Source organism: Paenibacillus sp. p3-SID1389, from assembly GCF_025151705.1.
GTDB lineage: Bacteria > Bacillota > Bacilli > Paenibacillales > Paenibacillaceae > Fontibacillus > Fontibacillus phoenicis.
Genome location: NZ_JALXVO010000008.1, coordinates 81,233 through 95,524 on the forward strand (window position 1 = coordinate 81,233; position 14,292 = coordinate 95,524).

At 50.5% G+C, this 14,292-nt stretch carries 13 protein-coding genes; 6 read left to right on the forward strand and 7 right to left on the reverse strand.

The window, feature by feature from the left end; genetic code table 11:
* Positions 1-69 precede the first annotated feature (69 nt).
* Positions 70-843 carry an MreC domain-containing protein gene (locus M3G15_RS05415; protein WP_260070304.1) on the forward strand — a complete coding sequence of 258 codons (774 nt, stop codon included), beginning with the start codon at positions 70-72 and terminating at the stop codon, positions 841-843.
* A gap of 7 nt (positions 844-850) precedes the next feature.
* Here M3G15_RS05415 and M3G15_RS05420 read toward each other — a convergent pair whose 3' ends face one another.
* The gene (locus M3G15_RS05420) at positions 851-1,315 is read right to left on the reverse strand and encodes a hypothetical protein (protein ID WP_036646035.1); all 465 of its coding nucleotides are present in this window, start codon (positions 1,313-1,315) and stop codon (positions 851-853) included.
* 120 nt (positions 1,316-1,435) lie between these two features.
* Complete coding sequence (locus tag M3G15_RS05425) at positions 1,436-2,251, reverse strand: hypothetical protein (protein WP_260070305.1); 816 nt, start codon at positions 2,249-2,251, stop codon at positions 1,436-1,438.
* Between the two features lie 252 nt (positions 2,252-2,503).
* Between M3G15_RS05425 and M3G15_RS05430 the strand changes: the two genes are divergently transcribed.
* The 3 genes from M3G15_RS05430 to M3G15_RS05440 all read left to right on the forward strand — a co-directional run bounded on the left by M3G15_RS05430 (position 2,504) and on the right by M3G15_RS05440 (position 6,243).
* Positions 2,504-2,791, forward strand: a complete 288-nt coding sequence (locus tag M3G15_RS05430; protein WP_009226180.1) for an ArsR/SmtB family transcription factor — start codon at positions 2,504-2,506, stop codon at positions 2,789-2,791.
* A 4-nt stretch (positions 2,792-2,795) separates the two neighbouring features.
* Complete coding sequence (locus M3G15_RS05435; protein WP_260070306.1) at positions 2,796-5,315, forward strand: FAD-dependent oxidoreductase; 2,520 nt, start codon at positions 2,796-2,798, stop codon at positions 5,313-5,315.
* A gap of 109 nt (positions 5,316-5,424) precedes the next feature.
* Positions 5,425-6,243: a class I SAM-dependent methyltransferase gene (locus tag M3G15_RS05440; RefSeq protein WP_260070307.1), complete on the forward strand. Its 819-nt coding sequence runs from the start codon at positions 5,425-5,427 to the stop codon at positions 6,241-6,243.
* A gap of 107 nt (positions 6,244-6,350) precedes the next feature.
* Here the strand turns inward: M3G15_RS05440 and lpdA are convergent, their stop codons facing one another.
* The 4 genes from lpdA to pdhA are packed head-to-tail and all read right to left on the reverse strand — an operon-like array spanning position 6,351 to position 11,517.
* Entirely contained in the window at positions 6,351-7,766 is a 1,416-nt protein-coding gene (lpdA, locus tag M3G15_RS05445) for a dihydrolipoyl dehydrogenase (protein WP_260070308.1), read from the reverse strand.
* Between the two features lie 6 nt (positions 7,767-7,772).
* Complete coding sequence (locus M3G15_RS05450; RefSeq protein WP_260070309.1) at positions 7,773-9,392, reverse strand: 2-oxo acid dehydrogenase subunit E2; 1,620 nt, start codon at positions 9,390-9,392, stop codon at positions 7,773-7,775.
* A gap of 28 nt (positions 9,393-9,420) precedes the next feature.
* On the reverse strand, positions 9,421-10,401 hold the full coding sequence (locus M3G15_RS05455) for an alpha-ketoacid dehydrogenase subunit beta (protein ID WP_260070310.1): 981 nt from the start codon (positions 10,399-10,401) through the stop codon (positions 9,421-9,423).
* 48 nt (positions 10,402-10,449) lie between these two features.
* Positions 10,450-11,517, reverse strand: coding sequence for a pyruvate dehydrogenase (acetyl-transferring) E1 component subunit alpha (pdhA, locus tag M3G15_RS05460; protein ID WP_260070311.1), 1,068 nt, complete (start codon positions 11,515-11,517; stop codon positions 10,450-10,452).
* Between the two features lie 253 nt (positions 11,518-11,770).
* Here pdhA and M3G15_RS05465 point away from each other — a divergent pair, with 253 nt between their 5' ends.
* On the forward strand, positions 11,771-12,499 hold the full coding sequence (locus M3G15_RS05465) for an alpha/beta hydrolase (RefSeq protein WP_260070312.1): 729 nt from the start codon (positions 11,771-11,773) through the stop codon (positions 12,497-12,499).
* A 100-nt stretch (positions 12,500-12,599) separates the two neighbouring features.
* Here M3G15_RS05465 and M3G15_RS05470 read toward each other — a convergent pair whose 3' ends face one another.
* Positions 12,600-13,292 carry a trimeric intracellular cation channel family protein gene (locus tag M3G15_RS05470; RefSeq protein ID WP_260070313.1) on the reverse strand — a complete coding sequence of 231 codons (693 nt, stop codon included), beginning with the start codon at positions 13,290-13,292 and terminating at the stop codon, positions 12,600-12,602.
* A gap of 146 nt (positions 13,293-13,438) precedes the next feature.
* Between M3G15_RS05470 and M3G15_RS05475 the strand changes: the two genes are divergently transcribed.
* Positions 13,439-14,080 carry a thiamine diphosphokinase gene (locus M3G15_RS05475; protein ID WP_260070314.1) on the forward strand — a complete coding sequence of 214 codons (642 nt, stop codon included), beginning with the start codon at positions 13,439-13,441 and terminating at the stop codon, positions 14,078-14,080.
* The last annotated feature ends 212 nt before the right edge of the window (positions 14,081-14,292 follow it).

Here is a 14,292-nt window from a genome sequence, read left to right on the forward strand (position 1 = left end):
TTTCTTGCCAGGTGCTTTTTTGCGTTCCTATGAGGATGGCAAATTCGTATAGGTGGGAGTTGACGGTTTATGAAGTGGAGAAATTCGATCAGACTGCTGTTGCTGGCGGTAATTACGATTTCGCTGATGATGAGCGGAACCCGACCAATGTATGCCGCAAGCTCTTGGGAAGCGGCCTTGAGCGGGATTGATGCGATGTATGATGGGTTAACCGCTGTACAAACGCTGGTCAAACAGGAAAGCCTTGAAATTTCAGCACTGCGCAAGAAGAATAATGACGCTTTGGCAGCAATCAATGCGAAGCTCAAAGCCATCGATCAAGCCACAATCACTCGCCTGACTCAGGAATCCGAATCATTGCAGCGGAAGCATGCCTCACTGTTGGAAGAGTACAAATCTTTGGGCAAGCAGGTTTCGGCAGCCAAGATACGCAAAGATAAGAAATCGGCGGATCTGCTGGAATTGAAGCGCAATCAGCTGAAGCCCGCAGCAACGGCTGCTTCAGCGGAAATCAAAGCGAAGAAGGATGCGCTGGCCGCTGCGAAGAAAGCGAAAGCCGCCAAAGTCAAAGTCGTTAAAGACGCGCTCGCCCCCGTACAAACGTTAAAAAAGCAGATCACCGCCGAAAACAAATCCGTCGCCGCCGCGCGAAAACACCTTTCGGCGGCTGATAAACGATATAAGGCCAGCGTCAAGCGAGGCGACGCCATTGTTGCAGCATTGGAGCTCAAGATTGTGTATGATCAAACGAAAACCATTCACACCTCTTTAACGAAAGTGTACGATTGGGAAAAACAAATCTCCCGGACCATCACCAACGCTTCTGCGAAGCTGCCTAAATAGAGGCGGGTCACGATTCAGCAGTTAAGCTAAGCTCCAGAGTTCCGCGGACTCCTTCGTCTTCGTATCGGATTTTGATCATTAAGGTTTCATTGATTATATCGGTAACCGGAACGTCATATTGCTCCGTCGTAGATGAATGTTTGTAAATTCCCATGGAATATACGGCGGCACATATGCGGTCCTCGGGAGGCGGCTCCTTACGAACAATGGTGATGGAGCTTCCACAGTCGGCAATAATATTTACCATCGTTCCCGTTTTGTTCGTTAAGGTGACTTCCAAACGATATTCCGACCCGTCCTCCGATCGGGTTGCGTTGGCCGTGACTTTCAGGATCTCGTCCTCGATTTGTCCGGCCAACCGTTCGGGATACACTGGGGCTGTTTCCTCGTGTGGGGCTAGCGTCCGGTTCCCCATCAACAGGCTGAACAGCAGGTAGATCAGATAAAAGATAGACGAGCTTCGAGCGAGCATGGGCAATCCTCCAAACTTTTCCTTCATTTCTCCTGTCGGTTCTATTGACGATTAACAAAGCCAATAGGTTGCCGACAGGAGAAGACGGAGGAACTTTGTTTGGAATTATCTCATAGATGCTTACAAAGGAGCCGTATATCTACCGTATCGGGTTTCAAGTTCGATTAACCGATCTTTCTCTCCATGCAGGAATAACACATTGATCCCTTCCGCCCCATACCATTCCAACCCTATTAATATCCCTTTACCGGTAGTTTGGGCCGCAAACAGAAAGGAAAACATCTCCGGGGTCACTTCCCCCTGGTCATCTACCCGCCAGACGCTATTCGTATCCTCGGCAACAGCGGGATAGTCTAGGACGACAACTCCATGGTCCCGCACGAGGACGAAACTAAACAACTGGTTCTTCCCGTCCGGCTGAAATAACGCCAAATACAGTTTCGCATCCGAACCAACCTCCACTAGACTCCAGAGTTGCCGAATTGTTCTGTCCTTCTCGGATTCAAGCTTCTCGCGTAGAGGTTCATCCATTACCGAGCGTCCATCGGTAACGACGTTCAATAAGGAATCCAGCGGGATGTCCTGCGGTTGGAAGAGATAATACGTCGCATTCGGTTGTGCCGTACCTTCGGTCACAGTGAAGATATCCCCGGACAAATGCGCGAAATTGTAGGAAGTGTCTCTTCCTGAACCTGCGCCGTCTCCTCTTTGCCATGTATCGTAGGTGACGGGTAGCACAACTCCGTTCTCGCCAATTGCATAGGTGATTTGAGCCAGCTGCTCCTGCTGCCCCTCTTCCTCCCCGGCCACGATGATCCGGCTTCCAGTTTCGTCAGCAAATCCGAAGATCCCCTTCAATTGATCCGGATCTACTTCAGCAGGAAGCACCGGAGTAGACGATAATTGACCTTCCCCATTGTGATCTTGTTTGGTCATGGACGGTTGCTCCATCTCTGTGCCTGTATAACCCCCATTGTCCTGTGCTTCTGGATCACAACCAGCCACAATCAAAGTCAATAGCATGAATAAGAACCTACCTGCTTTTTGCATGCAAAAGGCACCTCCGGGTTTGACGTACTCTCTAACTACTGTATCTAACGCATGTTGTACTTATAAGTTGCAAAATGCATTGTTATATCGTAATATTACGATATAGTGATTGATAGGATATTAATGAGGTGAACCTACATGGATTACAATTTCAAAGCCTATCAGGAAACAGCAGAAATGCTGAAGGCCTTGGCGCATCCGGTTCGGTTATGTATCGTCCGCGGTTTGTTGGATAAGAAGCAATGCAATGTGACGTACATGCAGGAGTGCTTGGATCTGCCGCAATCGACCGTATCCCAGCACCTGCAGAAGCTGCGCAGCTTAGGTATCGTTGAAGCTGAACGCAACGGATTGGAAGTCAATTATCATTTGGCGAATGAGCGAGTCATTAAACTGGTTCGCCATCTGTTCGAGGAGGAACAATAATCCGATGAGCAAAAAGGTAATTATTGTCGGAGGCGTTGCCGGCGGAGCCTCTGCGGCCGCAAGACTTCGCCGTCTGGATGAAGAAGCGCATATCATCATGTTTGAACGGGACCCCTATATTTCGTTCGCGAACTGCGGGCTCCCCTACTACATCGGCGATTCGATCAAGGAACGCTCGAAGCTGTTGGTGCAAACACCGGAAGCGATGCAGCGCCGTTTTAACATCGATGTCCGCACGGAAAGCGAAGTGATCGGGATCGATCCGGCGACCAAAACCGTGCTGGTCCGCAGCAAAGAACGCGGCGAATACCGCGAAAGCTACGATGCCTTGATTTTGTCGCCCGGCGCGAAACCCATCCGTCCGAATCTTCCCGGCATCAATAGCAGCCGTATTCATACACTGCGGAATATACCGGACACCGACCGCCTGAAACAAAGGGTTGTGGATGAGCACGCAGGTTCGGCCATTGTGATCGGCGGCGGTTTTATCGGCGTCGAAATGGCCGAGAATTTAAGAGAAATCGGGCTTGAAGTGACGTTAATTGAAGGCGGTCCGCAAATTCTGGCACCGTTTGATCCCGAAATGGCGGGAGTCCTAGCCAAAGAGCTGGAGAATCACGGCGTGAAGCTGCGATTGTCGCAGACCATCACCTCGTTTACGGAGCAAGGCAACCGGATTACGGTGCACACTTCGGACGGGCGCGAAAGTACTGCTGATTTCGTTGTATTGGCGATTGGCGTAAAGCCGGATACCGCTTTTCTGAAGGATACCGGCATCGAACTTGGACCAAGAGGACATATTCTCGTAAACGATAAGCTGGAAACGAGCATTCCTGACATTTATGCCGTGGGGGACGCTGTTGAAGTCGTTGATTTCGTCAATGGCTCGAAAACAGCGATCCCGCTCGCCGGACCTGCCAACAAGCAAGGACGGATCGCTGCGGACAACGTCTGCGGTCTAGGAACCACCTATAAAGGCTCGCAAGGCACGTCCATTATCAAAGTATTTGGACTTACCGGAGCGGCTACCGGGAACAATGAGAAAACACTCCAACGGATGGGCATCCCATACCATGTCACCGTGGTTCATCCTAACTCCCATGCCTCCTATTATCCCGGCGCTACCTCGCTCTCGATCAAGCTGTTGTTTCAGCCTGACGGAACGGTACTGGGCGCGCAAGCCGTTGGGTATGACGGGGTAGATAAACGGATTGACGACATCGCCACGGTGATACGATTCCGCGGAACGGTAGCGGATTTGGCCGAGCTGGAGCTGGCTTATGCCCCTCCCTACTCCTCGGCAAAGGATCCGGTCAACATGGCGGCGTATACCGCCGAGAACATCTTGAGCGAAAGAGTTCGCGTGTTTGTGCCTCAGGATTTGGCGACCCGGGATGAACAAACCACCATGTTGGTTGATGTTCGTTCAGAGCTGGAGCATGCCAACGGACATATTCCCGGCTCCCTGCTGATCCCGGTCGATGAGTTACGTGATCGCTTGAATGAGCTGGACCCGAACAAGGAAATTTGGGTCTACTGCCAAGTAGGGCTGCGCGGATATACCGCTTCTCGGATTCTGCAGCAAAAAGGTTATAAAGTACGCAACCTAACCGGCGGTTACAAGCTGTATCAAATGGCCAATTACCAGCCTGGTCAGGCAATTTCACAGGAGCTTCCCGCAGATCATACGGCAAAAATGGAGGTCGCCGCTGCGGAGACAGTCCCGGCCGAACCACAGACTGAGCGGCATTCGGCCGCGCCAAGCGAAGCCCAAGCCAAGCAGCATGCCGATGCGGAGCTCGACGCCTGCGGGTTGTGCTGTCCGGGTCCGTTGATTCAGGTCAAACAAGCGATGGACCGTTTGGAAGCCGGACAAATTCTGCACGTAACCGCATCGGATCCGGGTTTCTATGAGGATGTGCAGGCATGGGCCGCCATGTCCAAACATCAGATGCTCCAGGTCGCCAAACGTGCGGATGGCATCATCGAAGCCTATTTGCGCAAGGAAAACCCGGTTCAGCCTGAGGCTGCTGCGGCGCAGCCGGCGTCCTCGCCGGAAGGCTCGACGATGATCGTATTCAGCGGTGATCTGGACAAGGCGATCGCTTCGTTTATTATCGCCAATGGCGCAGCGGCCAGCGGCAAAAAAGTCACGTTGTTCTTCACCTTCTGGGGACTGAACATTCTTCGCAAGACGGAAAAAGTTCCCGTCGCCAAAACCTTCATCGGCCGCATGTTTGGCATGATGATGCCGCGCGGCAGCCGCAAATTGTCCCTTTCCCGCATGAACATGCTCGGACTCGGGGCGAAGATGATTCGGGGCGTGATGAAACAGAACAACGTCTCGTCCTTGGAGGAATTGATGGCCAGCGCCATGGAGCAAGGGGTTGAAATCGTGGCCTGCCAAATGTCCATGGATTTGATGGGCATACGCCAAGAAGAGTTGATCGACGGGGTCAAAATCGGCGGAGTTGGCTATTATTTAGGTAAGGCCGATCAATCGGGCATTAATTTGTTTATTTAAATGCAAAGGGTTCTTGGTCTACGCGGCCGAGAACCTTTTTTGTGCTAGGCTTTTTTGCGGTATAATCGGTATAACCTTCGTCTTGCGTATGAAAAAGGAGAGTTGTCTAATGAGCGAACAAATCCGTCAAAACAACATTGAACGTTTCAGCGGGTTCAGTGATCTGTATGACCAGAGCCGACCCAAGGCTCCGGTTGATTTAATTGGCATCCTCACGATGTATTTAGGCCGCAGCCCGGAGGTCATTGCAGATGTCGGTTGCGGTACCGGTCTCTCCTCCTTTATCTGGCTGGATCATGCGAAGCAAATCGTCGGGATTGAACCCAACGATGATATGCGCGCCGTAGCGATGAACCGCTGGCAGGAACTCGGCGGTCCAAAGCAGCTTCAATTTGTTAAAGGCTTGTCTTATGAACTGCCTTTGGAAGACTCCTCCGTTGATCTGGTCACTTGCTCGCAATCCTTTCACTGGATGGACCCGCAACCGACACTGCAAGAATTCGCCAGGGTATTGCGTCCTGGAGGCATTTTTGCCGCATACGATTGCGATTGGCCGCCGGTCGCCTCGCCCCAGCTTGAGCAAGCCTATGAAGAGCTCATTCAACTGGGTGACAAACGAGCCAGCGAACTAAGTGAAACCGGGAAGGAAGCCTATAAATGGCCCAAAGATCAGCATTTACAGCAAATCCGCAAGAGCGGCCTGTTCCGATATTCCCGTGAGATCGTCTTTCACCATTGGGAGGACTGTGATGCCGATCGGTATGCGAACTTGGCCCTCAGTCAAGGCGGATTGCAAACCGCCTTGAAATTAGGCGCGGACGAAATTGCTGCCGCTGCCGAGCAATTTCGCGCACGAGTGAAACAGGGATTTGGCGGAGAAAGTCGACGTATCCTGTTTGGCTATCGGATGCGGCTTGGAGTGAAATGAAGTCAAAACCAGCAATAAAAAAGGGGCAAGACCGTAACATCGGTCTTGCCCAACATATTTAGGAGATGAACCACTTTTAGAAGAAGTGGGATAAACGTTCGCTAATTTTAGCGTGAAATGACGTGGATCGGATGACCTTCAACCAGTTCTGCAGTTTCCATCACGATTTCGCCCAAAGTTGGGTGAGCGTGAATGGTCAGCGAGACATCTTCGAGCGTTGCGCCCATCTCAACCGCCAAGCCCAGCTCAGCAATCAGGTTGGATGCTTCGATCCCGACGATTTGCGCGCCGAGAACGACATGGTTATCAGCGTTAGCAACGATCTTGATGAAGCCGTCAGGCTGGTTCAGAGAAGTCGCGCGACCATTGCCCGCAAACGGGAACTTGCCGGCTTTGACTTTGTAGCCCTTCTCTTTCGCTTCCGACTCCGTCAGACCTACGCTGGCGCATTCCGGATCGGTAAATACGACCGCTGGGATCGCTTTGTAATCCACCACGGAAGGAAGTCCCGCGATGGCTTCTGCCGCAACTTTCCCTTCATAGGAAGCTTTATGCGCAAGCGCAGGGCCAGCTACGATATCGCCGATCGCAAAGATTTTCGGGTTGCTGGTGCGGCCTTGATGGTCAACTTTAACCAAACCGCGGTCAGTCAACTCAACGCCGGCCAGATCCAGACCCAAATCGCCGTCGGTGTTCGGACGACGTCCAACCGTTACCAGCAAGTAATCGGCGGTAACTTCTTTGCTTTCGCCGTTTACGGAATATTTCACCGTAACGTTCTTATCGGTTTGTTCTGCACTTTCGGCTTTAGCATTCGTCACGATTTCAATGCCGGTTTTCGCCATGTTCTTGGCAACCAGACGAGTCATGTCTTTATCAAAGCCAGGTAGTACCGTATCCATACCTTCAATGATCGTCACTTTCGTGCCGAATTTGGAGTACATTTGGCCGAGTTCGGCACCGATATATCCACCGCCGATAACGATGAGGCTGCTTGGAACTTCTTGCAGCTCCAGCGCTTCCGTCGAGGACAGGATGCGTCCGCCAAACGGGAAGGCTTTCAGCTCGATTGGACGGGAGCCGGTTGCCAAAATGCAATGCTTGAAGCGATAACGCGGCGATTCATGATCGTTGAAGCAGCGAGCTTCGTTTTCATTGATGAACATCACTTCACCGTTGAAAACTTCGATCTTGTTGCCTTTCAGCAGGCCGGTAACGCCTTGGGTCATCTTCTTAACGACACTGCTTTTGAATTCCTGGGTTTTCTTGAAGTCTACGGTCACCTTCTCCGCTTTTACCCCAAACACCTCTGCATGTTGAGCAGATTCGTATTGGTGAGCTGCCGCGATCAGCGCTTTGGACGGGATACAACCACGGTTCAAGCAAACACCGCCAAGCTCGGCTTTGTCGACGATGAGCACTTTTTGCCCGAGTTGGGCGGCACGAATGGCCGCCACATATCCGCCGGGACCTGCCCCAACAACTAATGTATCAATATCAATAGAAGCATCTCCTACTACCATTGACGATTACACCTCCATAACGAGCAGCTCTGGGTTAGCGAGCAGCTGTTTGATATAGTTCATAAAGTTCTGTGCTGTTGCACCATCGATCAGACGGTGGTCGAAGCTAAGCGACAAGGCCATAACCGGTGCAGCAACGATTTCGCCGTTCTTAACCACCGGTTTTTCGGTGATGCGGCCGGTACCAAGGATCGCTACTTCAGGGTAGTTGATAATCGGCGTAAAGAACATACCGCCAGCAGAACCGATGTTCGTGATCGAAATCGTGCTGCCCTTCATTTCGTGAGGTGCCAGTTTGCCTTCGCGGCCGCGGGATGCCAGGTCTTTGATCGCTTCGGCGATCATCCATATGCTCTTCCGATCCGCATCTTTAATGACCGGAACGATCAAGCCGTTATCGGTGTCGGTTGCGATCCCGATGTTGTAGTATTTCTTATAAACGATCTCATTGTTCGCTTCATCGATCGAAGCGTTCAGAGCCGGGAATTGACGGGAAGCGGCCACCAGCGCTTTAACGATGAATGGAAGATAAGTGACTTTAATGCCTTTCTTCTCGGCGATTGGTTTCATGCGAGTACGGAAAGCAACCAGTTCCGTAACATCCACTTCATCCATAATGGTGACATGCGGAGCCGTGTAAGCCGATTTCACCATCGCGTTGGAAATCGCTTTGCGGATACCCTTGAACGGAACGCGTTCTTCTTCGCCCTCTGTTGCGATCGCTGTTGGTGCAGCGGCAGCAGGTGCTTTTGAAGTTTGGGCTGGCGCAGCGGCTTGTGCAGGTGCAGCAGCTTGAGCTGGAGCAGCGGCGGCAGCTCCGCCTTTCTTGAAGTTGTCAACGTCTTCCTTCGTGATTTTACCGGCTTTCCCTGTCCCTGGTACCAGCGACAAGTCAACGCCTTGCTCGCGAGCATATTTGCGTACGCCAGGCGTAGCGAGGATCTCACGGTTTGGAGCTGCAGGAGCTGCGGCTGCGGCCGGTGCGCTTGCTGCAGCAGCAGGAGCGTCATGACCTTGTGCAGGTGCTGCGGCTTGTTCAGGCAGATCGCCTTCGGCATCGATGATGGCGACGACTTCGCCTACGCGGAAGATCGCACCGTCTTTGCCGAACACTTCAAGAACCGTACCGTTAACTGGACATGGTACTTCAACGACCGCTTTGTCGTTTTGGACTTCCATAATGATGTCTTCGTCCGTTACCTTGTCGCCCGGTTTAATATGCATTTTGATAATTTCGCCTTCATGCAAACCTTCGCCAAGCTCAGGGAAGCGGTACTCAAATTTAGACGAAGAAGCTGCTTGCGGAGCCGGAGCTGCTGCTGGAGCGGCTGAAGCGCTTGCTTCAGCCGCTGGAGCTGGAGCACCTTCTTGTTCAGGAATATCGCCTTCAGCTTCGATGACGGCAACAACTTCGCCTACACGGAACACGGCACCGTCTTTACCAAACACTTCTTGTACAACACCGTTCACAGGACATGGTACTTCAACGATCGCTTTGTCGTTTTGTACCTCCATGATGATATCTTCATCCGTTACTTTGTCCCCTGGCTTGATATGCATTTTGATGATTTCACCTTCATGCAAGCCTTCGCCTAGTTCAGGGAACCGATATTCAAACTTCGCCACAGGAAAGACCTCCTATTTGTTCTTCGATTTAGAATTCCAGCACTTTGTTAACACCATCGATCACGCGAGCCGGAGACGGCAGCCATTGATCTTCGATTTGCGCGAACGGATAAACGGTATCCGGTGGAGCGATACGCAGTACAGGAGCTTCCAGGTGCAGAATCGCTTTCTCGTTAATTTGCGCGATGACTTCCGCAGCGATACCGGCCGATTTTTGCGCTTCTTGAACGATGATAGCGCGATTCGTTTTCTTCACAGAGGCAATAATCGTATCGATGTCGAGCGGTACGAGGGTGCGCAGGTCGATCACTTCAGCTTTAATGCCTTTGGTTTTTTCCAATTCTTCAGCAGCTTTAACTGCGGTATGAACCATAAGACCGTATGCAAGAATCGTAACATCGGAACCTTCGCGAACGACTTTGGCTTTGCCCAGTTCAACGGTATATTCACCTTCCGGCACTTCTTCGCGGAACGCATGGTACAGGTTCAAGTGTTCCATGAAGAATACAGGATCGTTATCGCGGATCGCAGAGATCAACAGACCTTTCGCGTCATAAGGGTTCGAAGGAACGACCAGCTTGATCCCCGGAGTTTGGGCGATCAGGCCTTCCAAAGCGTCGGTATGCAACTCAGCCGCTTTAACGCCGCCGCCAAACGGAGTACGGAACACGATCGGGGAATGATAACGTCCGCCGGAACGGTAACGCATCCGGGCCGCTTGTACAAGAATTTGGTCCAATGCTTCAAAAATAAAGCCAACAAACTGAATTTCCGCAATTGGACGGAAGCCTTGAATCCCCAAGCCTACCGCCAAACCGCCAATAGCGGATTCTGCGAGCGGCGTATCCATTACGCGCTCTTCCCCGAATTCTTTTTGCAGACCTTCTGTTACACGGAACACCCCGCCGACATTACCTACGTCTTCGCCGAAAATCAGAACATTTGGATCGCGTTGCAGTTCGACGCGCAAGGCGTCGCGAATCGCTTCTTTCATATTCATTTGTGCCATTGCTTGTATCCTCCTCTATAGAACGATCAGACTAATTTACACGTACGTTTATTGAAAATCGGCCTTTTGCTCTTCCAGGTGTTTAGGCGTTACTTCAAACATGCTGTCGATCAGGCCAGGAATTGTCATTTTTTCCGTTTGTTCTGCTTTCTTAATATGCTCGTTTACTTTCGCTTTCGCTTCTTCTTTCACACGAGCGGTATCTTCTTCGGTCCAAAGACCCTTCTTCTCCAAATATTTAGCCAGACGAGCGATCGGGTCTTTCTCGCTCCATTGACCTTCTTCTTCCTTCGTCCGGTATTTCGAAGTGTCGTCAGACAGGGAGTGTGGACGGAAACGATAAGTTACGGCTTCAATCAAAGTAGCGCCTTCCCCGTTGCGGGCACGTTCAGCAGCTTCACGCACGGCGCTGATAACTGCAAATACGTCCATCCCGTCGATTTTCACGCCGCGGATCCCAGCAGCAACTGCTTTGTGCGCGATCGACAAAGCTGCAGTTTGTTTGGAGAACGGTGTCGTGATGGCATAACCGTTGTTTTGCACGAAGAAAATAACCGGCAGTTTAAATACGCCAGCGTAGTTCAATGCTTCGTAGAAATCGCCTTCGGAAGAACCGCCGTCACCGGTGTAAGTGATAACGACTTGTTTTTGTTTTTTGAGCTTGTAGCCCATGGCGATCCCCATTGCATGCAATACTTGTGCGCCGATGATGATTTGCGGCATAAGTACGTTAACGCCTTCCGGAATTTGTCCGCCATGTTGATGGCCGCGGGAATACAGGAAAGCTTGATACAGTGGAAGTCCATGCCATACGAGCTGCGGCATATCGCGGTAACCCGGGCAGATGAAGTCCTCTTTATCCAGCGCAAATTCACTACCTACCATTGTCGCTTCTTGCCCGGAAACTGGAGCATAAAATCCGAGGCGGCCTTGGCGGCCCAAGTTGATCGCACGTTCGTCCCAAGTACGGGTAAATACCATGCGATACATCAATTCTTTTAATTCATCGTCGGACAGAGCCGGTACTTTATCTTTGTTAACGATTTCACCGTCTGGCGAGAGCACGGTCAAAGCTTCTACTTCTTCCGTGTATACTTCATAAGGAATCTTGCTCATTTTTTTCACCTCGACTGAATATTTGATTAACTTGTTCCTCTGTTATAGAATTATTATACTCCTGTTTCATTCTAGAAGTCAAAGGAATTAAGGGTTGTTGTGTTATATTTTTATCTTTGTGTATGTAACAGTTTTGGGAAATTAGTATAACACAGATCTATTTTGTGGTAAGCTAGCGATATCCTGCACCATGCTAAATGTTACTTGATTCAACATCCAAAAGCAAAATCTATCGTACGGAGTGTGTAGAACTATGACAGATTCGAAATATTTGAAACGAACCGTTGTCAAAGAGGAAATCCATAGCCAGTTCTTAGGAGAGAAACGTTATCTGCGCGTGTATCTGCCTCCTGGTTATAACGAAATCCTCAGTTATCCTGTCGTTTACTGTCAGGACGGCGAGGAGTTCTTCAATTTCGGACGAATTGCGACACATGCCAATCGACTGATCTTAGATGAAGGGATCGAGCCGTTCATCATTGTTGGCATTGAAGTAAATACTGCAGTGCGCACAGAGGAATATGCCCCGTTCGGAAACCGTTTTGAGGCCTATACCCGCTGTTTCACGGAAGAAATTATTCCCTTCATCGAACGCAATTATCCGGTTCGTCGTGAACCCGAGGAAAGGGTGCTGGCTGGTGACTCTTTAGGGGCAACTGTCTCCCTTCATCTGGCTATGAAAAATCCGAAACTGTTTTCCAAAATCATCAGCTTGTCCGGCGCCTACTATGAACCATCTCTGAAGATTCTCGCTCAAGAGACCGATCTCTCCTATTTGTCGCTCTTCATGATCGTGGGGTTGCAGGAGGATCATTATACAACGGATACAGGCACCTATAATTTTGTTGAGTTAAATCGCAAAGCCAAGGCCTTACTTGAAGAACGCGGAGCCCGCGTCACCTATTTCGAGAAGGACGGGAAACATTTATGGGGATTTTGGCAGCAAGAGCTGCCTGATGCGCTGGTACACTTCTTAAAATAACGCTTTCATATCCAGAAAAATGGGAGGCTGTCCAAGGTAGAACCTTCATCTACTTCGGACAGCCTCTCTTGATGTCTTTCTGCATGGTCTCTTATGCGCGTTAAGGAGTCTGATCCTGCACAATAGCCCGCTCAGAACTGGACTTTGTTTTAGTCTTAGGCTTCGCTTCCGTTCCAATATAGATATCCCCTGTTGTTAGTGACCGTCTAGGCAGCTTCCATTTATAATGGACGGATAACATCCGGAAGAAGACGACAGCCGCAAACAACAAAATCAATTCCACAGTTGAAACGAACCACCCCATCCCAACTGCCAGCCCTGCCAGCATCGCCCATACCGCATAGATTTCGTCGCGCAGCACCAGCGGTTTACGCCCGGCCAGCAAATCGCGGATAATACCGCCCCCGATACCGGTCAACACCGCCGCCACCAGCACCGCGCTCATCGGATGCTTCATGTCCGTGGCATACAATGCCCCTTGAATTGCAAAAGCCGACAAACCAATCGCATCGAACAGGACCTCCGTCCGTTTCCAACGACGAACCCATGGCATCGGCAGCACGAAGGCAACAAACACGGACATCACGGCCAACATAATTAAATCCCCTTGCCCCCATAACGTCGTTACCGGGACGCCGATCAAGACATTGCGGATGATCCCGCCGCCAAACGCCGTCACCAAACCCAGCACCAGCACGCCGAGGATGTCGTACTCCTCTTCCATCGCCACGAACGCGCCGGACATCGCAAACGCTACCGTCCCGATGATGCTAAAAATCTCAAAGATGTGCATCTCTTCCGTCCTTCTCTGCCTTTCATTGTCAGCTTTTTATTTATCAATCCCCATTGTAGGCCCACAAGTGGAAATTGTGCAACCCTAAAATCTGAATTATACTAACGAAAGCAGAAGATATTGTTCGGGAAAGGAAGAAAATCGAAATGACTGTGAACCGGGTGCTCATTTTTGCAGGCGGAGGTTTAGATCCGGGAATGCTTCGTGAGGTGCGTTCGGATGATTTTTTGATCGGCGCTGACCGCGGGGCCTTATTTCTGGTGGAGCACGGGATGAAACCGCATCTGGCAGTGGGCGATTTCGATTCCGTGAACGAGGAAGAGCTGGATCGGATTCGTAGCTGCAGCAAAGAGCTGGTCATCTGCGATCCGATTGATAAAGATCTGACGGATACGGAGCTGGCCTTTGACCTTGCCGTCCAGCGAAACCCGGCAGAAATTGTATTAACCGGCGTAATCGGAACCCGCTTGGATCATACGTTGGCCAATATACATATGTTGCTGCGTGCAGCGGAGCAAGGCATTACCTGCGCCATATGGGATGAACATAATTACATTACGTTGTGCGGATCGGTCTGCCAGGTTGAGGATCGTGGATATACGTATGTTTCTCTGCTCCCGCTGACCCCTGTCGTAACCGGAATTACGTTAGAAGGATTCATGTACCCGCTAGATAATGCAACACTCCGAATAGGTCAATCTCTAGCGGTGAGCAATCAATTGGCGGCTCCCGTCGGAACGGTGCATGTGAACGAGGGCTGGTTGCTCATTATTCATAGCCGCGATTAGCCATTTGATTCGTTTTTTAATATGTATCATTTTTGTAACCTTTAGTTGACCCTTAGAAGAAAAGATGAAAGAAAAGCAGAACCCTTGTTTTTCAAGGGTTTTTTCATTGATTTTCATATGTAAAGGTGTAAGGAAATTCTCTATATCTTAATAAAATGTAAACTTTAATGTTATTTTAATAATTGCCTCCAAACCGTTGTGGCCCAAGGTTT